Here is a 17,012-nt window from a genome sequence, read left to right on the forward strand (position 1 = left end):
CGATAAGTTCTCCTTCGTCCACTCTCCCGTGCGAGAAGAGAGCGCGGGCGCCCTTTCCGTCTGCCTGCCGCCTTCCGAGCCTTTCCCCAGATTTTAACCGAAGCTAACCCCGTGTCGGCTTGGCGGGTTGGGGGCATTTCTGGCGGGAACGGGGCGTGCGCGCGGGGGTTGATCTGGTCCATTCACCTATCAACCAGATGAGGTATCCCCGATGTCTTCCCCCCAAAACCTGAAAGACCTTTACCTTGAAGAACTCCAGGATCTCTGGTCGGCGAACGACCAGATGGTCAAGGTGGTCAGAGAGATGGCCGATGCGGTTGGCGATGAGAAACTGTCGTCGAGGCTGCGCGGCTCCGTCGGCGGGATCGAGAAGCATGCCGGCGTCCTGCAGGACCTGATCAGCGATGCGGGCGGTGAGCTCAAGAAAGAACACTGCAAGGGCATGGAAGGCCTTGTGAAAGAGGCCCGCAAGCATGCGGTCGAAATGGACGCCGAGGCCGACGTAAAGGATGTCGCGGCGATCGCGCAATTCCAGCGCATGAGCCATTACGGCATTGCCGGGTTCGGCACGGCGGCGGCCTTTGCCGAGGCACTGGGTCTCGATGATGCGGCCAGCAAGCTGAACAAGGCGACGTCCGAAATCTACAGCTCTGATGAATATATGACCGAGCTCGCAGAGCGCAGCCAGAACCTCGAGGCAAAGGGCAAGGGCGCATGATCTCTCGGTCAGAAGATCTGCCTGTCGCGGTCGGGATTCCCGTCCGCGACGAGGCAGGGCGTTTGCCGCGCCTGCTCGATGCGCTCTGTGACCAGAGTGCGGGGGCGGGCGCGTTCACGGTCTGCTTCCTGCTCGATGGCTGTAGTGATGAGAGCGAGGCGCTGCTGCGTGCGGCGGCGCCTCGCCTCAGCTTCGAGATGAAGATTTCGAGCCTGCCGCGGGTCGAGCCGAATGCGGGGCGCGCGCGTCATCTGGCGATGGAGATGTGCCTTGAGGTGACCGGGGCGCGGGGCGGGATCGTCCTGACCACCGATGGCGATTCCGTGCCGGAGCCGGACTGGATCGAGAGCGCGCGGCGGGCGCTCAGCGAGGTTGACGTCGTGGCCGGTCATATCGAGCGCAATATCCGTCTGATAGGCTGCTGGCGCACGCGTCTGGAAGACTATCTGGACGCCCTCCACACGATGCGCCGGGCGGTGGACCCGATTGCCTGGGACGCGGCGCCGAGCCATCCGTCGCTGGGCGGGGCGAACCTTGGCTTTCGCGCCGATGTGTATCGCGCTCTGGGCGGCTTTCCGGCCTATGTGCGCGGCGAGGACACGGCGCTGGTCGCCAAGGCGAGGCGCGAGGGTTACCGCGTGCGTCATGATCCGGCGGTGCGTGTGTTTACCTCCAACAGGACGGCGGGGCGCGCGCCTGGCGGTCTTGCCGATGAGTTGCGGGTCCAGCTGCATAGCGATCTGCCGCCGCTGGTCGCCGACCCGGCGGTGTGCCTGAAGCATTACAGGCTGCAGGCGGCGCTGCGCCGGGCCTATGAGGCGGGGCCGGGGGCGATTGCGGCCGCGGCGCGCCGGTTCGGCTATTGCGAGCGGCACCTGGCGGATGTCGCAGGCGAGGTGCGCACCAGCGACGCCTTTGTCGAGATCATCGCGCCAGAGGACTGTGTCGGCCGGTCGAATGTCCTGCCCTTGCCAGCCGCAGAAGAGGCCTTGAGAGCGCTGCAGGCACCGCAGCCGGAAACGGCAGTCGCATGAGCGAGCAGGCAAGGCCGAAGCCGGAAGGCGCAGGCGCCGCGGCGGCGCGGGCGCTCTCGAAGCGGGTGCATGAGGCGACGCGGGGGCTCATCATGCCCGCCTGGCAGAGCGAAACGAACATGCTGAGCCTCCTGCAGTGCATCTATGGGGCCGGGCGCGAGGACCTCGCCTTTGCGCGGCTGCTCGAGGGGCATGTGGATGCGGTCCAGACGGTGCTGGTGCGCGGCGATGAAGTGCAGGTCGCGCGTCTCCAGGAGATATTGAACCGGGGCAGTGTGCTGGGCGTGTGGAATGCCGACCTGAAAGACGCACCGCTGTCGCTGCAGGCCGGTCGGCTGATGGGCGGCAAGGCTTTTGCGAGCGGGGCGGGGCTTCTCACGCATGCGCTGGTGACGCTGAATGCGGGCCACAAGGCGCGCGTGCAGCTGGTCCTGCTGGACCTTGCCGAGACACCACCAGCGATTGACCGGTCCTGGTGGAACGTCGCCGGGATGCAGGCGTCCGAGACCCATCTTGTCCGCTGGCAGGGGGCGGGGTTCGATGAGGCGTGGACGGTGGGTGAACCGGGCGACTATGAGCGCGAACCCTGCTTCAGCGGCGGGGCATTGCGCTTTGTTGCGGCGCATGCCGGCGGGGTGGCCGGGCTTTTCGACAAGGTGCGCGACCATCTGCTGAAGACCGGGCGGGCAAATAGCGAGCAGCAGACAGAGCGGTTGGCCCGGCTCTATCGCTGCGCGGACCTGTCTGCGTGTGCCGTGAGGGCCGCCAAGACGTCCTGGTTCAGGCAGTCGACCGAAGAGAAGCTCGCTTCGGTCGCGCATGCCCGCATGACGGTCTGTGAGCTGGCCGAAGAAGCATTGATGCTGGCGCAGCGCAGTGTCGGCGTGAGCTCGCTGTTTCACGCCCATCCGCTCTGCAAGCAGATGATGGACCTCACCGTCTATCTCAAACAGCCCGCCCCGGACGCGAAGGTACAGGAAGTCGGCCGGGCGGCGGCGAACGGATTGCTGGTGCCGGACCTGTGAGGCCCTTGCCAGCTTTCGAGGGCAAGCGGGTGCTGGTCGTCTCACCGCATCCCGACGACGAGACGATCGCGGCGTTCGGTGTCATCCACCGCGCGGCGCGGGACGCGGCGAACGTACACGTGATTGTGGTGACCGACGGCGCCGCCTCGCATGACAGTGCCCGGTGGCCGCCGCAGCGACTGGCCGCGCAGCGCGAATGCGAAACGCTTGCGGCGATGCGCCGGGCGGGACTTGGCCGCAATGATGTGACCTTCCTGCGCCATGCAGACAGTGGTCTGGCGAGCCTGAACGAGGCAGGCAAGCGGCGGCTGGTGAAGGGGCTTCGGCGCGGGCCGATGCCCGACTATGTGTTCCGGCCATCTGCTCAGGACTACCATGCAGACCACAAGGTCGTCGCGCGGGCCTGCGAATCAGCCTGGCCTGCAGGCGTTCGCCAGTTTGCTTATCTGGTCTGGCCGGAAAAGGGCGGCGATTTCAGGCCGCGCCATGCGCTGACGCTTGGGCCGGTGAAGACAATGAAGCTTGCTGCCATCAGGGATTACCGCAGCCAGACAGGGATGATTGACGACGATCCGGGCGGGTTCTCAATGGACAGAGCGATGATATCCAGCTTCTGCCCGCCCACAGAGGTCTTCGCCGAACAATGAGACGCGGCGCCATCTCTCTGGAAGGCTTCGAGCAGAAGTTCGAGGCAGATGCCGACCCCTGGCAAACCTGGGACAGCAGGTATGAAGCCGTCAAGCGCGCTTCTCTCGCAAAAGCGATAGGGCCGGGGCCGTATGGACGGGGGCTGGAGATCGCGGCGGGGAATGGCTCCAACACGCTGATGATCGCCAACAGGACGCGCCGCCTCATCGCGACAGAAGGGGCGCCAGCTGGCGCAGAGCTTGTCCGCAAAGCTGTGCACGCGCAGCCGCACGTAGAGGTCGTCCTTCATGATGTCGCTGAGAGGCTCCCCGCGCAGGCGTTCGACCTCATCGTGATCTCTGAATTGCTGTATTACCTTGGCCGCAAGCCCTTCGGAATGCTGGCACGGGAAGTCTCCCGCACCTTGCAACCCGGCGGCCGCCTCGTCCTCCTGCACCATGTCGAAAATTTCTCAGATCGCGCCCGGCCTGCGAACAGCGTTCACCGTGATTTTGCGGACTTGCTCGAATGCCCGCTCATCAAGCGGCGGCAGATTATCGCGCGTCGGTGGCGCGCGGAGAGCTGGGATCGCGCACAGAGCCAGGAAGGTCTGGCGGGTCACGGATGGGCGTGAGACGGCTGAGTCTGTGTCTTTGGTCGAGGAGATCGACCTGGTGCCGGGCATAAGGCGCGCAAAAATGACGCTTACCTGGACCCACGCCGCTCTTGCCGCCGTGCGCCTGATCCGCCAAGCTTCCTTCCAAAACAGCGCCTGCCAAGGATGCCCGGCGCATATTCAGGAGGAAAGCCAATGACCATCGAGAATTACTCGGAACTTGATGCCACCGCGCTGGCGGGGATGGTGCGCTCTGGTGAGGTGAGTGCGCTGGAGGTGCTGGAGGAGGCGATTGCCCGCGTGGAAGCGTATAATCCGAAGCTCAATGCGATCACCTACAAGGCCTATGACGAGGCGCGGGCGGCGGCGACTGGCGGCGGGCTGGCGGATGGTCCGTTCCGGGGTGTGCCTTTCCTGATCAAGGATATTGCGAGCCCGGTGAAGGGCTGGCCGCAGACGAGCGGGTCCCGCTTTTTAAGCGATGACATCGCGCCCGAAGACGGTGCGCTGACCCGGCGCTTTCGCGAGGCGGGGCTGAACCTGTTCGGCAAGACCAATACGCCTGAATTCGGGATCACCGGCACGACGGAGGGCGCGTTTCACGGACCCTGCCGCAACCCCTGGAACACCGACTATATCACGGGCGGATCGTCTGGCGGGGCGGCAGCGAGCGTGGCGGCGGGCGTGCTACCCATGGCGCATGCGAGTGACGGGCTCGGCTCTATCCGCATTCCGGCGGCGTGCTGCGGCCTCTTTGGCATGAAGACGACGCGCGATCGCAACCCGAACTCTTCCTATGATGATGCGGCCGCGATTGGCATGACGGTGGAGCATGTCGTCTCTCGCAGTGTGCGAGATAGCGCGGCGCTGCTCGATGCGACGGGGTATCCGGAGCCCGGGGCGCCCTTTGCCTATCCGGGCAAGGAGAGGCAGTATGCCGAGGAAGTGGGCGCGCCGGTCGGGCGGCTGCGGGTGGCTTTCCATTCGGAGACGCCGAGCGGGCGGCCTGTGGCGCCGGAGATCCGTGCGGCGCTGGAGGAGACGGCAAAGCTGCTCGAGGCGCTTGGCCATGATGTCGAGGAGCGGGGGCTTGGCGTTGATTACCGGCGGCTCTACCTCGCGCAGCGGGCTGTCTCTGGCAGCAACTTTGCGGCGACGGTGGACGGGCTGATCGCGGCGAAGGGGCGTGAACCGGAGGCCGAAGAGATGGAGGCGCTGACCTGGCGCAACTATCGCGGCTCCAAGCACCTGACGGGGTCTGAGGCGATGGCGGGCTGGGCGACGCTGCGCAGCATGAGCCGGGAGATCCTGTCGCGGCATGAGACGTATGACGTGATCCTGTCGCCTGTGCTGGCAGAGGGCGTGCCGAAGATTGGCGAGGTTGATCCGGTGAATATGGCGCCGCGCGATGTCGACCGGCGTCAGGCCGAGGTGTTCCCGTTCACGCCGCCGCAGAACTTTACCGGCCAGCCGGCCATGTCCGTGCCTATGGGGCGCGATGGCAATGGCCTGCCGATCGGGATGATGTTTGCCGGGCGGTATGGCGATGAGGGGACGCTGTTCCGGCTGGCGGCGCAGCTGGAAGAAGCGCGGCCGTGGCAGGCGGTGCGCCCGCCGCTCTGGGGCTAGGGGCGGCACTGCGGGCAGGCGGGGCTGGAATGTCGCGCTGCCTGTGGCCGCAGCATATTCCTGTGGACGCGCTCATCAGAATCATTCTGGCGTGCCCCGCACCATGGGGAGACCTTGATGAGTGATTTCAGAAGTTTCGATTCCGGTCTCGATGATGCCTTCATGCCGAACGCACATCTGAAGGTCGCGGTTATCGAGGATGATCCGGTGGATGCGTTTCTGATGAAGATCCTGGTCAAGGAGATCGGCGGCTGGCTCGGCGTTGTCGAGTGTTTCGCCAGTGTCGATGAGCTGCTGGCGGTCGATGCGCCGACGTTTGACGTCATCGTGCTGGACCGGATGCTGGGCGATGGCAGCCTGTCAGAGGGTCGGATCAGGGAGCTGCGCGCGGCGTGTCCGGATGCGGGGCTGGTGATGCATACAAATGCGCTTACGCCGTCGCTGCGCGCGTGCGCCATTCACGAAGGCGCCTTTGCCGTTATGGAAAAGGGGTCGCTGGAGCCGGAAGACATGTGGTTGCTCTTGCAGTCGGCCGCCGTTCTGGGGCCGAAGCTTGCAAGGCCGCTTAGCTAAGGCGTGGGAGTTCCGCGGTCTTGGTCCAGAAGTCCACAATCGCACGGCCAACTTCGAGATAATCTGCCTGAGACGATGGCTTCACGATGTATGCGTTCGCGCCCTCCATATAGGCGTTGCGAACATCCTGTTCGTCCATGGACGTCGAGTAGGCGACCACCGGAATACAGCAGTATCGGGGCGTGCCGCGAATGAGGTCGACCAGCTGGTGACCATCGATACCCGGCATCTTGATGTCCGTTACGACAAGGTCGGGCAGGTCATCCTTTGAGAAGGCATCGAGCGCCTCCAGTCCGCCATCGGCAGTCCGGATCCGGATGTCGTCACTACACTTGCGCAGTGCAGAACTTAACAGCCTCTGATCGATCGGATCGTCGTCAACCACAAGAACGTTCAGTTCACGAGCCATGGCCCAATACTCCTGTCACGGGAAACCTCAGGATGAACCTAGTGCCCGATTTGTAGGAAGAATCAATAGAAACGTCGCCGCCATGCGCAGTCATGATGCGCGATACGATAGCGAGACCGAGGCCGGTCCCTTCCCCTGTCTTACCAGCTTCCAGGCGCGCAAATGGTTCGAATATGCGTTTCCGCTGGCCCTCAGGAACGCCAATTCCGTCATCGCTGAAGTAGATTTTCTGGCGCTGGTTCGGTACGTCGAGCTCTGCGTGAAGACTGATATTCACGTTGTCGCCCCTGCGGAAGTTGCAGGCGTTTCGCACAAGGTTTGACAAGACATATTCGACAAGCCGTTCTGACCCAGTGACCTGCGGTATCGAGGCGATGGTAATGTTCGCATTGGCTTGGGCCAGAAGACCTTCATGCGCGCGTTGTACGCGCTCCATCACGACATTTATGTCGACAGGAAGTCGCTCGACCGATCGGCTTTCGAGCTTGGAGAGCATGTGCAGATCGGAGACCATCTTCTCCATCTTGTTGAGGCTGACGGTGATGTGGTCCAGCGCGAATGCACCATCCTCTGAAAGCTCGACGCCCGCCTCGCGCACCTCTCCGAGCAACATGTCCATCAGGGCGCGGGTCTGGCGCAGCGGACTTCGAAGGTCATGGGCGGCAATCGATGCGAACTGACTGGACGCTTCAGACAGTTTCTCAAGCCTGGCCGATTGCTCCTTGAGTTCGGTGATATCAGCCGCCACGACGAGCAGTGTCCGGCTGCCGTCTGCGAAGCGCATCGGGATCTTGTCCGTCTTGACCCAGCCTGTGGGCCGGTCTTTCGGTGCATAGGCCTCGACAATGCCCAGTTCCGGCACGCCGCTGTCGATGACCTTTAGATCATCCTCGTGGTATTTGGCGGCCATATCGGGGAAGAGGTCGTAGGTATCGGCGCCCTTGAGGTCTTCCGCGTTCATCCCGAGGTTTTCTGCTGCGAGTTTGTTCGCGCGCAGGATGATGTTCTGGTCATCCTTGTAAAAGACCTGAAGCGGTATCGCATCAAAGATGAACTGCAGCTCTTCTTCGGAGATCTGTTTGTCGCGCAAGGCCTGTTCGAGTTGCTGGCGACTGGCGCGCTCGGACGCTTCGAGTGAAACATGGTCGCTGACGTCGCTGTTGAGGACGAGTAGCCGCAAAGGTAAGCCGCCATCATCGAGAATGACTATGCCGCGCGTGCGAATATGAAGCCATTCTCCATTGGCCATGCGATAACGGACGATCTGGTCGATCCCGACGTCCGGCTTCTGGATCGCTTCCTCAATGGCCAGGTAGAAATTTTGTCGATCCTCCGCATGAACACGGTTATGCCAGTCTTTGGCATCTTCCGACTCTGCATCGATCCCGAGCATTTCCCAGAACCTCGGGCCAACGAACTGGCGTGAGAAGTCTTTCAGGTCCCAATAGAAAACGCCGTCGAAACAGTGCTGCAGCACGAGACCGACCGCGCGAGAGTCGTTTGCGAGCAACTGAAACAGCTCAGTCCGCAACTCTTCGGGCCCCGTGAATCGGGGCATCACAGCGTCTTTGAGCATTGCGGTCTCCCGAGAATCTCTTATCGCCCTAGCGAAATTCGCCTGATCCGCAAATGTTGCGACTGCGCATCAGATACCTGAAGCCGCGACTTGAATGACTGCCACGGTGTTCCTTCCGTGCCCACGCCGCCCATGCTATCTTTGCCCGATGCCTTATGACGTGAATGATGGCGATCTGGTGCTGTGTGTGAATGCGGCGCCGAACCATGTGACGGGAGAGCCTGTGCCGCTCGTTGCGGGTGAGACCTACCGGGTCTGGATGGTCATGCCGTTTCTTTGTCCGTGCGGGCGGTCCGATGCGCTGCTCGATGTCGGTGTCGGCTTTGCCTGGTGCCAGACGCGGTTCCGCCTGTTGCCGAAGCCGAAAGCCCGCAAAAAGGTCGAGCGCAAGGAGACGGCGCCAAAAGAGCTGGAGCCTGTCGAGTAGGTCGGGGGGGCTCGCTAGCTCACGCGTTCCTTTTCGACGTCGAGCAGATGGGCTTCGGCTTCGTCCCGGTGCTTTTTGAGGTACTTCATGAAGGGCGTGCCGCCGGTGCCGACATCGATGTCGTTGCCCGGTGAATTGCCAGCCTGTTTGTTGATGTAGGTGGCGGCGTATTCGAGGTGGCGGGTGCGGAAGCGCGCAAGTTTCATGACGTTGTCATTGTAGAGCTGACGGATGGTTGCATCGCCGTGCTGGCTGACCCAGTCGCGCAAGGAAGAAGCGGCGCGGACATCCTCGATAAAGGCGCGGTGGCCGGTCGGGCGGTAAGCGTGAAGTTCTTCGAGGAAGTGACGTAGCGGATCATCTGCATGACCGATGGAGAAGAATGCGTCCATGGTCGGCACGATGGAGGATTGCGAGCCTGTCTGCCCGCGGAAGGCCTGAGGTTTGTTCTCGCCAGCCGGAACGCCCTCATAGACAAGGCCATCGCCGAGGGCCGGATTGTCTTTCCAGCCATGAATGTAGGGCCGCACGCGGTTGAAATAGATGTAGGGATCGCAGCGCTCCGGCATGCGGTCGAAGATTGCGTTCACCGCATCCCAGCCGTCTGATATGCGCTTCAAGCCTGCAGCGACGGCGGCGGCGTCATTGGCTTCGCAGGCGTCTATGACTTCAGGAATGGTCGCGAGCATGTCGCCTGCGCGCGCCTCAATCGCCACGTGGACAAGCACAAACCACGCCTCATCTCCGCCAGAGAGGAAGGGCTGGACCATGTAGACGTTCGAGAGATCGACGGGGCCGTCCGCATCCAGCTTGGCCCAGTTGTCGAGGACATAGGTGGCATAGGTCAGCAACGGTTTGGAATCGAGCGCGTCGGCCAGCTGCCAGCCAGGCTTTGCAAGACATTCAGGCAAGGAGGTTGGCACCTCGCGCTCACCCCAGACCCAGGACTGGATCATGAACGTGTAATGGACGAAAGCCTTGCGGATCTGCTCATCTGTGGCGGCCTTGCAGAACCGGGTGAGGTCAATGACAGGCAGACGGGCGAGGATTTCCCGCACGCGGCCGGTCACGATGGAGTGGGGCAGAGCCATGGCCGCGTCCACGGCAGGCTGCAGCTCTGCCGGAAGTGTGACGGCGCCGGCATCATAGCGGCAGAGAAAGCCGCGATCACGAGAGATGTCGTACTGGTCGAGTGGTTTGAGCTTCGGCATGATTTCTCCCTTGATAGTTTCGTTTGAAACTATCTCACACCGAACGGACGCTACGTAAAGCCCCAGCTTTTACGCCGGGGCTTCACGGGAAAGGCTCGTTCTCTAGTCGCGGGTGGCGGCGCTTTCAGCGCGAATGTCGACGAACTCTGACGTCTCCTTGATCGCGGGCCATTTCGTGCTGTTGGCGAGGGTGCGGGTCATGTCGAGGATAAGCTCAACATCCTGCGCGGCGCCGCGAAGGTCCCAGTCCGGGTCCCAGGCGTCATTCTGGTTGTGGTAGCGGTTGGCGATGTAGCCAGCGACCCATTCGGCGCCTGCTTCGCGGCCGCCCTCGACGAGGTCCGGCCCGCCTGCGATCCCCATGATGAGGATGACCGGCACGCCGCGCCGGGCGAGCGAGAAGTGGTCTGCGCGATAGAAGAGGCCATTCTGCGGCAGGCCTTCGGGCGAGACATAGCGGCCCTGGGCGTCTGCGGCTTCGGCCATCATGTCTTCAAGCTCGCTCTGGCCCTCACCGACCTGGATGACATCCTTTGCGGGACCAGCCGTGTTGAGAATGTCGAGGGTGAAGTTCGCGACCGTGGTTTCGAGCGGATAGATCGGGTCCTGCGCATAGGCCTCTGAGCCAAGAAGGCCGCGTTCTTCAGCAGTCCATGCAGCAATGACGACAGTGCGCTCCAGCGGTTCACCCGCTTTCAGGACGCGGGCGATTTCCATGATGCCTGCCATGCCAAGGGCGTCGTCATTTGCGCCGGGCATGACGGTGCGGCCCTGCTCGTCGGCGATGCCCTTGCCATAGGCGTCCCAGTGGCCGGACAGCATGATGGTTTCGTCAGGACGCTCTGTGCCAGTGATCTTGCCGAGGACGTTCTGGCTCTCGATGCGTTCGACCTCCAGACCAAGGTCGGCGTTGAAGGTCAGGCCCTCGAGGGTGAAGGCTTCGAAGTCCTCGCTGCGGGCGGCGGTACGAAGGGCGTCGAGGTCCTGACCGGCAACTTCCATCCATTGCTTCGCCATGTCGAGGTGGAGCCAGCCTTGCAGGTCGACCGAAGGCTTGCCGGACCCATCGCTCGCGACCGCGTAATTTTCGCCCGGACCGGAGGCGGCGACGTTCCAGCCATAGCCTGCGGCTTCTGTTTCATGGATGACCAGGGCAGCGGCGGCGCCGCGGCGGGCGGCCTCCTCGAACTTGTAGACCCAGCGGCCATAATAGGTCATCCGGTTGCCGCCGAAACGGCCCGCGACCGGGTCATCCTCTGCGACGCCGAAATCGGGATCGTTGACGAGGAAGAGGGCGACTTTGCCTGTGAGATCGATGTCGCCATAATCGTCCCAGTCGCGTTCTGGCGCGCTGGCGCCGAAGCCGACAAAGACAATCGGCGCGTCAGTGATTTCAATCGTCTCGCGCGGATTGGCGGAGCTGATCGCAATGTCGCGGCCCTGGCGCATGTCGAGCGTGGTCTCGCTGGACTGGACGTTGAGCGTGCGAAGGTCGACGACGCGGGAATGGACGAGGGTGACAGGGTCGGTCCAGCCGCCATCGCGCCCGCCCGGCTCAAGGCCGATCTCCTCGAACTTGTCGATGAGATATTCGACCGTCCTGGTTTCGCCGACCGTGCCGGGTGCGCGGCCCTCGAACTCGTCAGAAGCAAGCGTCTTCACGATGTCGGAGAGGTTCTCGGTGCTGATCGAGGCGGTTTCTGTGGCCGCCTCGTCTTGCTCTGGCGTTGTGGCGGGTGCCTCGGTGTCAGAGGGCTGCGAGCAGGCGGCGACGAGGGCTGCCATGCCTATTGAGCTGATAAGTGTCCTGATCATCGGTGAAGCCTCCGCTATCTGCCAGTCTGGCCGGGTCATACCACGAGGGTGTAACGGGTTTTTTAGGCGAGACCAAAGAGGGGGCTGCGGTCCGGGCGGCGCAGATGGCTGCATCGCGCCATTCTCGGTTTCAGTTTTCCTTGCAAAAGGGGGTTCCAGAAAGCCCGCGACTCCCTTACTAGGCCGAAAAGGGAGCTCCCCACATGAAAATCCGCCAAGCGATCACTTTCGACGACGTGCTTCTGCAGCCCGGCCCGAGCGAGGTTATGCCGGCCAATGTGGACACGTCGACCTGGCTCACCCGGTCCATTCCGCTGAACATTCCGCTTCTGTCCGCTGCGATGGACACCGTTACCGAGGCGCGCCTTGCCATTGCGATGGCGCAGGCTGGCGGCATCGGCGTCGTTCATCGCAACCTGACGGTCGAAGAGCAGGCCGGGCAGGTCATGCAGGTGAAGAAGTATGAAAGCGGCGTGGTGATGAACCCCATCACCATCGCCCCGACGGCCAGCCTGAAAGAGCTGAACGACATCAAGGCGCGGACCGGTTTCTCCGGCGTGCCGGTTGTCGAGGCAGACGGCACCGTCGTCGGCATCATCACCAATCGCGATACGCGCTTTGTCGACGACCCGAATGGGAAAGTCGCTGAGTTCATGACCCGCAATGTCGTGTCGGTCACGATGGAAGAGCCGATCGAGGCAGCCCGCCAGCTTCTCCACAAGCACCGTATCGAGCGGCTGGTCATTACCGATGAGGCGGGCAAGTGCGTCGGCCTGCTGACGGTCAAGGATATGGAAAAGGCGCAGCTTAACCCGAACGCAGCCAAGGATGCGCAGGGGCGCCTGCGCGTTGCGGCGGCGTCCACGGTGGGCGATGCGGGCTTTGAGCGCACGCAAGCGCTGATCGAGGCGGGCGTCGATGCCGTCGTGATCGATACCGCGCATGGGCATTCGCAATCTGTGCTGGATGCGGTAGCGCGTGTGAAGAAGCTGTCGAACTCGGTGCAGGTCATCGCGGGCAATGTCGCGACGGCGGCGGCGACGAAAGCCCTGATCGATGTCGGCGCCGATGCGATCAAGGTCGGCATCGGGCCGGGTTCCATCTGTACGACGCGGATCGTGGCGGGCGTCGGCGTGCCGCAGCTCACCGCGATCGAGGATTGCGCAGAGGCCGCGCAGGCGACGGGTACGCCGATCATTGCCGACGGCGGGATCAAATTCTCCGGCGACTTTGCGAAAGCCATGGCGGCAGGCGCATCAACGGCGATGATGGGCTCTGCCTTTGCAGGCACCGAAGAGGCGCCGGGCGAGGTGTTCCTCTTCCAGGGGCGCAGCTACAAGGCGTATCGTGGCATGGGATCCCTCGGCGCGATGTCACGCGGGTCGGCGGACCGGTATTTCCAGAAGGAAGTCTCCAACGACAAGCTGGTACCTGAAGGCATTGAAGGCCAGGTGCCGTTCAAAGGCCCGATCGGCAATATCGTCCACCAGATGGTCGGCGGACTTCGGGCCGCGATGGGCTATGTCGGCGCAAAGACGATCGAAGAGCTGCACCAGAAGGCAGAGTTCGTGCAGATTACCGGCGCGGGCCTTTCAGAGAGCCACGTCCACGACGTCATGATGACGCGGGAAGCCCCGAACTATTCGGTTGGGCGGTAGCGATATGAGGCGCTTAGTTTGCCGCTCGGTTCGCTTATAAGTTGCAATTAGTGCGTGTTGCGTTAGCCTAGTTCCTCGCAGGCTGGGGGACAGGCTATGGGAATTCTAGGCAGAATCTTTGGGTCAGCACGTCGAGCTGATGTGGGCCGGGCAGACAGAGCGGACAAAGGTGCAGCTAAATCCAAACAGGCGGTACCGGTTCAACTGAACGATGTCTTCAAACCCAGTGCCCTTTATGTGCCTTATACATATGTGTCGCGGCCCAAGGCTGAAAAACTGGTTCGCGATAGTCTGCGATACGATAACCGGATCGTTCACCTGCACGGACCGTCGAAGTCCGGCAAGACGGTACTCGCAAAGCGTTTTGCTGGTCCCCTGCCACGTGCGCACATCCACGCTTATGAAACGATGTCTCAATCAGAGTTCTGGGAGAAGCTGCGCGCGGCCATTCAGGCGCCGGAACAGTCTCTGGTTGGGCTTGCCCAAGAAAATGCTGGCTCGGACTATTCTGGACGTTCAGCCGAATTCAGGGCGGGAACAGGGCAGATAGGGGCGTCCTATGAGGCTGGCTCTGGCCATATGACTGAACAACGTCAGCGTCATTCCATCACGCACGTCATCAACACCCCGGGGCGCGTCGGCGTCATAGAGTTTCTCAAGGCCAATCCCCACACGATCGTCATAGATGATTTCCACTGGCTGGACCGGGCTCTCCTGCCAGACATCTTTCCGCCGCTGAAAGAGGCACTGGGCGAAGGTTGCAAGATGATCCTTCTTTCCGTTGCGAACGAAAAGCTTGCCACAACCGGCGACCTTGCCGATTTCGCAGGACGCGTGATCGATACGCAGATGCCCTCATGGGAGGCTGAAGAGCTTCAGGAGATCGCCCGGCTGGGCTTCGCGACCCTTAACGTGACTGCCAGTCAGGATTCGATTATGCAATTGGCGCGGTGCGCCTATTTCAGTCCGCTTTTAATGCAGGGGCTGTGCTCGCAATATTGCTACGAAAACGAAGTTGAGGCCAGGCTCGAGACGCCAAGACGTCTACCGGTCCTCAAACGAAACGATGCCGGCCAACTCGCGGGCAGGCATTCCGTGCCGCTGACCAGACATTTGGACCAGATCATAGACAATGGCGGGGACAGAAAATGGCTGACTAAGGATCGTGACGGTCGACTCCTTTCGATGGCTGAAGTGTTTGTTCTCGGAATAAGCCATATCCGTCCTTTCGAACCGCTCACGTTGGAGGCACTCAAACGTCGGATCGAAACGAAGATCCTGCATAAAGGTCATATGCCGGAGAACTTATCTGGTGTCCTGGCATCTAAAGCGATGGAGATTCAGCGTAAGATGGGCGGCAAGCGCGGCGACCGCTCTCCGATCTACTACAGTCCCGAGGAAAAGACGGTGACGATCGTAGATCCTTACTTCAAGCTCTGGGCGAGGTGGGTTCGCGGAAAGGATCTTGGCGGTAAGCTCTTTATCGCAAAGGCTGAGTCCTAGCGCTGCACAATCTGGCAGTCTGCAAAGGCGACCGAAGAGCTGCACCAGAAGGCAGAGTTCGTGCAGATCAACCGGCGCGGGCCTTTTCGAGAGCCACGTTCACGATGTCATGATGACGCGGGAAGCCCCGAACTATTCGGTTGGGCGGTAGCGATCAGTCTGTCTGGCGTTTCATGCCGGCCAGCCCGCGCACAGCGCTAAAGGCAAGGAAGCCGGCTGGGCCGAACATGAATGTCAGGGGCAGGGTGGGGACGACCCACCAGAAGCGTATGTTCTCACGGCGCGCCGTGCGGCATATCCAGGCACCGATCAGCAGATCGAAGGCGAGGAAATGGATCCAGCCCGCCATGAGCGCCGTGCGGTCGGTGAAAAGCTGGCCGACCTCTTCGAGGCTGCCAAACCCGCCGCCATTCTCATTCGGTAGAAATGCAAGCGTGACATAGGCGCTCGAGAGCACGACAGGAATAATGAGGCCTGCGATCCGGTCCGACCAGGCCGGGATAAGCGGTGAGGCCAGCAGCGCCGCCCAGCCTGTCATGGCGAGCAGTCCCGAGAGCGAAAAAATCAGTTCAAGATTCATTTGATGTGTCCCCCCAATCGTCCATCAGGCGATGCCTGCTATATAATTGCAATAAGCTTGCGTACGCAAGTAAATTTTGCTAGGAAAGCGAGATGAACGAGTTGACCATGATCAGTGCATTGCGGCTGCTGCAGGCTGCCGACGATTTCAGAGCGCGCTTGTCGGGCCCTTTCGCGGCCGTTCACGGCATCTCGGTAAACGAGTATTTTCTGCTGCTTCATCTGAAGCAGGCAGAGAAGAACCGGCTGCCGCGGGTCGAACTCGCAAGGCGCCTTCACGTCAGCGCATCGACGATCACGCGCACGGTCGCCCCGATGGAAAAGATCGGTCTGGTCGAGCGCGAGACGGGCGGGCGCGACGCGCGTATGGCGCTTGTCGTGCTGACAGAGGCAGGAGCCGTACGGCTCAGTGAGGCTGAGACGACTTTTGCGGCCCATGCAGGCTATCTCTTCGAGGACCGGTGGAGTGAGGACGAGCTTGACCAGCTAACATCGCTGTTGGGGCGTCTGGTTTCAGGGGCGCGAGCCAGTCTGACCTAGTGCGGCGCGCTGATATGGGCGGTTACTGCGAGGCAATCGCCTCTCTGAGGGCCATGTATACCTGCTTTTCACAGGCATTGTCGGAGGCCAACGTTCAGGCTTCAGCATGCGGCTCGCGCCACATCGGGGCCATGGGTGGGCCGTCTTCGCCGACATTGAACTCCGCGGTCTTTTCAAAACCGTGGGCGGTGTAGAAGCCGTGATTGGCGGCGTTGGAGTTTTCCAGATAGACGGGGACGCCATCGCGGTCGCAGGCATCGAGGACCGGGCGGAGCAGCGTCTTGCCGATGCCCTTGCCGCGCGCGGCCTCTGTCGTGCCGATTGAGAAGAGGTACATGTGCGGCGCGATGGGGTGATGTTTTTCCATCAGGCTGGAGAGGTGCATCGCGCGTTTCATGGCGCCTTTGGAGCCGTGGCGCAGCTGGCCGAGGGCAAAGAGGATTTGCGCGCGCAGGCCGAAGGCCGGTCCAGCGCCGGGCGGCAGCCACATGGTCGCGCCCTTGTCGTCGATGAGATGGCACATTCCGGCGGGCAGATAGACGTGGCGCGCCAGCACGCGCATGGCCGCGCGAACGCCTTCGGGGGTGCCGAAGAGATAGCGGTTGACCGGATCATCGCGGAAGGCTTCTGCGGTGATGTCACCAAGCTGTTGCCAGTCGCGCTTGTGTGCGCGCCGCATATCAGAAGGAAGGTCGATGTTCATTGCGGGCTCCGGCCGATGGGCGCTCGTGCTTCGACTTCGCTCAGCATGAGCGCGGGATAGTCTGCGGGGGTCATGCGGGCAAGCCGCTTAGAAGGGCAATTTCGCCGGTCGAGGCGGCGAGGCGGTGCTGCATCAGTTTCTGATAGGCCTCGCTATTGTACCAGGAGAGCGCCGCGCCCTTGTCGGGAAATTCGGCAAGGATCGTGCGGGTGCATGTCCAGTCGCCTTCGAGGACGGTTGGGGCCTCATCGACGGACAGGAGCTTGCCGGCATGGGCGGAAAAAATCTCCATGAATCCGGCTTCGTAGTCGGAATAGGTGTCGCGGTCAGCGATGCTGATGCGGGCCACGATATAGGCTGGCATTTTTC

18 protein-coding genes and 1 pseudogene are annotated in these 17,012 nt (G+C 62.1%); 12 read left to right on the top strand and 7 right to left on the bottom strand.

Features of this window, described 5'->3' with window-relative positions:
* Positions 1-211: 211 nt before the first annotated feature.
* From F550_RS0102260 to F550_RS16600, 7 genes are all read left to right on the top strand, one after another.
* Positions 212-718, top strand: coding sequence for a DUF892 family protein (locus F550_RS0102260; RefSeq protein ID WP_018146901.1), 507 nt, complete (start codon positions 212-214; stop codon positions 716-718).
* A complete protein-coding gene (locus F550_RS16590; protein ID WP_018146902.1) occupies positions 715-1,752 on the top strand; it encodes a glycosyltransferase in 1,038 nt (345 codons plus the stop codon). Before F550_RS0102260 ends, F550_RS16590 begins: the two co-directional genes overlap by 4 nt.
* The gene (locus tag F550_RS19270) at positions 1,749-2,777 is read left to right on the top strand and encodes a hypothetical protein (RefSeq protein WP_018146903.1); all 1,029 of its coding nucleotides are present in this window, start codon (positions 1,749-1,751) and stop codon (positions 2,775-2,777) included. Before F550_RS16590 ends, F550_RS19270 begins: the two co-directional genes overlap by 4 nt.
* 5 nt (positions 2,778-2,782) lie before the next feature.
* Complete coding sequence (locus tag F550_RS0102275; RefSeq protein WP_018146904.1) at positions 2,783-3,424, top strand: PIG-L deacetylase family protein; 642 nt, start codon at positions 2,783-2,785, stop codon at positions 3,422-3,424.
* Positions 3,421-4,038, top strand: coding sequence for a class I SAM-dependent methyltransferase (locus F550_RS16595; RefSeq protein ID WP_018146905.1), 618 nt, complete (start codon positions 3,421-3,423; stop codon positions 4,036-4,038). The genes F550_RS0102275 and F550_RS16595 overlap by 4 nt, the downstream gene beginning before the upstream one ends.
* Positions 4,039-4,215: 177 nt before the next feature.
* Positions 4,216-5,649 carry an amidase gene (locus F550_RS0102290; protein WP_018146907.1) on the top strand — a complete coding sequence of 478 codons (1,434 nt, stop codon included), beginning with the start codon at positions 4,216-4,218 and terminating at the stop codon, positions 5,647-5,649.
* Positions 5,650-5,766: 117 nt separating this feature from the next.
* A complete protein-coding gene (locus F550_RS16600; protein ID WP_018146908.1) occupies positions 5,767-6,222 on the top strand; it encodes a response regulator in 456 nt (151 codons plus the stop codon).
* Here the strand turns inward: F550_RS16600 and F550_RS0102300 are convergent.
* Positions 6,215-6,631, bottom strand: coding sequence for a response regulator (locus F550_RS0102300; protein WP_018146909.1), 417 nt, complete (start codon positions 6,629-6,631; stop codon positions 6,215-6,217). The genes F550_RS16600 and F550_RS0102300 overlap by 8 nt on opposite strands.
* The gene (locus F550_RS0102305) at positions 6,621-8,207 is read right to left on the bottom strand and encodes a sensor histidine kinase (protein ID WP_018146910.1); all 1,587 of its coding nucleotides are present in this window, start codon (positions 8,205-8,207) and stop codon (positions 6,621-6,623) included. The genes F550_RS0102300 and F550_RS0102305 overlap by 11 nt, the downstream gene beginning before the upstream one ends.
* A gap of 94 nt (positions 8,208-8,301) precedes the next feature.
* On the opposite strand from F550_RS0102305, the gene F550_RS0102310 reads away from it, so the two are divergent.
* The gene (locus F550_RS0102310; RefSeq protein ID WP_156807796.1) at positions 8,302-8,634 is read left to right on the top strand and encodes a hypothetical protein; all 333 of its coding nucleotides are present in this window, start codon (positions 8,302-8,304) and stop codon (positions 8,632-8,634) included.
* A gap of 14 nt (positions 8,635-8,648) precedes the next feature.
* Here F550_RS0102310 and F550_RS0102315 read toward each other — a convergent pair whose 3' ends face one another.
* Together F550_RS0102315 and F550_RS0102320 are read right to left on the bottom strand one after the other, a co-directional pair.
* The gene (locus F550_RS0102315) at positions 8,649-9,845 is read right to left on the bottom strand and encodes a PrnB family protein (protein WP_018146912.1); all 1,197 of its coding nucleotides are present in this window, start codon (positions 9,843-9,845) and stop codon (positions 8,649-8,651) included.
* A gap of 102 nt (positions 9,846-9,947) precedes the next feature.
* Complete coding sequence (locus tag F550_RS0102320) at positions 9,948-11,630, bottom strand: M20/M25/M40 family metallo-hydrolase (protein WP_018146913.1); 1,683 nt, start codon at positions 11,628-11,630, stop codon at positions 9,948-9,950.
* Between the two features lie 233 nt (positions 11,631-11,863).
* On the opposite strand from F550_RS0102320, the gene guaB reads away from it, so the two are divergent.
* The 3 genes and pseudogenes from guaB to F550_RS19545 form a co-directional block, all read left to right on the top strand.
* Entirely contained in the window at positions 11,864-13,318 is a 1,455-nt protein-coding gene (guaB, locus tag F550_RS0102325; RefSeq protein ID WP_018146914.1) for an IMP dehydrogenase, read from the top strand.
* Positions 13,319-13,414: 96 nt separating this feature from the next.
* Positions 13,415-14,821 carry an ATP-binding protein gene (locus tag F550_RS0102330; RefSeq protein WP_156807797.1) on the top strand — a complete coding sequence of 469 codons (1,407 nt, stop codon included), beginning with the start codon at positions 13,415-13,417 and terminating at the stop codon, positions 14,819-14,821.
* A gap of 21 nt (positions 14,822-14,842) precedes the next feature.
* Positions 14,843-14,972, top strand: a pseudogene (locus F550_RS19545) (hypothetical protein); the annotation flags it as partial.
* A 3-nt stretch (positions 14,973-14,975) separates the two neighbouring features.
* Here the strand turns inward: F550_RS19545 and F550_RS0102335 are convergent.
* A complete protein-coding gene (locus tag F550_RS0102335) occupies positions 14,976-15,401 on the bottom strand; it encodes an ABA4-like family protein (RefSeq protein ID WP_018146916.1) in 426 nt (141 codons plus the stop codon).
* Positions 15,402-15,493: 92 nt separating this feature from the next.
* On the opposite strand from F550_RS0102335, the gene F550_RS0102340 reads away from it, so the two are divergent.
* Positions 15,494-15,940 carry a MarR family winged helix-turn-helix transcriptional regulator gene (locus F550_RS0102340; RefSeq protein ID WP_018146917.1) on the top strand — a complete coding sequence of 149 codons (447 nt, stop codon included), beginning with the start codon at positions 15,494-15,496 and terminating at the stop codon, positions 15,938-15,940.
* Positions 15,941-16,034: 94 nt separating this feature from the next.
* Here the strand turns inward: F550_RS0102340 and F550_RS16605 are convergent, their stop codons facing one another.
* The gene (locus F550_RS16605; protein ID WP_018146918.1) at positions 16,035-16,643 is read right to left on the bottom strand and encodes a GNAT family N-acetyltransferase; all 609 of its coding nucleotides are present in this window, start codon (positions 16,641-16,643) and stop codon (positions 16,035-16,037) included.
* A gap of 70 nt (positions 16,644-16,713) precedes the next feature.
* On the bottom strand, positions 16,714-17,007 hold the full coding sequence (locus F550_RS0102350; protein WP_018146919.1) for a DUF1330 domain-containing protein: 294 nt from the start codon (positions 17,005-17,007) through the stop codon (positions 16,714-16,716).
* Positions 17,008-17,012 lie beyond the last annotated feature (5 nt).

Origin of the sequence: Henriciella marina DSM 19595, from assembly GCF_000376805.1 — a bacterium.
Classification (GTDB): Bacteria; Pseudomonadota; Alphaproteobacteria; order Caulobacterales; family Hyphomonadaceae; genus Henriciella; species Henriciella marina.

What these genes read in the sequence shown, in the direction of transcription:
- F550_RS0102260 (WP_018146901.1), top strand. Translation starts at nt 212, where the DNA reads ATGTCTTCCCCCCAAAACCTGAAAGACCTTTACCTTGAAGAACTCCAG.
- F550_RS16590 (WP_018146902.1), top strand. Translation starts at nt 715, where the DNA reads ATGATCTCTCGGTCAGAAGATCTGCCTGTCGCGGTCGGGATTCCCGTC.
- F550_RS19270 (WP_018146903.1), top strand. Translation starts at nt 1,749, where the DNA reads ATGAGCGAGCAGGCAAGGCCGAAGCCGGAAGGCGCAGGCGCCGCGGCG.
- F550_RS16595 (WP_018146905.1), top strand. Translation starts at nt 3,421, where the DNA reads ATGAGACGCGGCGCCATCTCTCTGGAAGGCTTCGAGCAGAAGTTCGAG.
- F550_RS0102290 (WP_018146907.1), top strand. Translation starts at nt 4,216, where the DNA reads ATGACCATCGAGAATTACTCGGAACTTGATGCCACCGCGCTGGCGGGG.
- F550_RS16600 (WP_018146908.1), top strand. Translation starts at nt 5,767, where the DNA reads ATGAGTGATTTCAGAAGTTTCGATTCCGGTCTCGATGATGCCTTCATG.
- F550_RS0102300 (WP_018146909.1), bottom strand. Translation starts at nt 6,631, where the DNA reads ATGGCTCGTGAACTGAACGTTCTTGTGGTTGACGACGATCCGATCGAT.
- F550_RS0102305 (WP_018146910.1), bottom strand. Translation starts at nt 8,207, where the DNA reads ATGCTCAAAGACGCTGTGATGCCCCGATTCACGGGGCCCGAAGAGTTG.
- F550_RS0102310 (WP_156807796.1), top strand. Translation starts at nt 8,302, where the DNA reads ATGACTGCCACGGTGTTCCTTCCGTGCCCACGCCGCCCATGCTATCTT.
- F550_RS0102315 (WP_018146912.1), bottom strand. Translation starts at nt 9,845, where the DNA reads ATGCCGAAGCTCAAACCACTCGACCAGTACGACATCTCTCGTGATCGC.
- F550_RS0102320 (WP_018146913.1), bottom strand. Translation starts at nt 11,630, where the DNA reads ATGGCAGCCCTCGTCGCCGCCTGCTCGCAGCCCTCTGACACCGAGGCA.
- guaB (WP_018146914.1), top strand. Translation starts at nt 11,864, where the DNA reads ATGAAAATCCGCCAAGCGATCACTTTCGACGACGTGCTTCTGCAGCCC.
- F550_RS0102330 (WP_156807797.1), top strand. Translation starts at nt 13,415, where the DNA reads ATGGGAATTCTAGGCAGAATCTTTGGGTCAGCACGTCGAGCTGATGTG.
- F550_RS0102335 (WP_018146916.1), bottom strand. Translation starts at nt 15,401, where the DNA reads ATGAATCTTGAACTGATTTTTTCGCTCTCGGGACTGCTCGCCATGACA.
- F550_RS0102340 (WP_018146917.1), top strand. Translation starts at nt 15,494, where the DNA reads ATGAACGAGTTGACCATGATCAGTGCATTGCGGCTGCTGCAGGCTGCC.
- F550_RS16605 (WP_018146918.1), bottom strand. Translation starts at nt 16,643, where the DNA reads ATGAACATCGACCTTCCTTCTGATATGCGGCGCGCACACAAGCGCGAC.
- F550_RS0102350 (WP_018146919.1), bottom strand. Translation starts at nt 17,007, where the DNA reads ATGCCAGCCTATATCGTGGCCCGCATCAGCATCGCTGACCGCGACACC.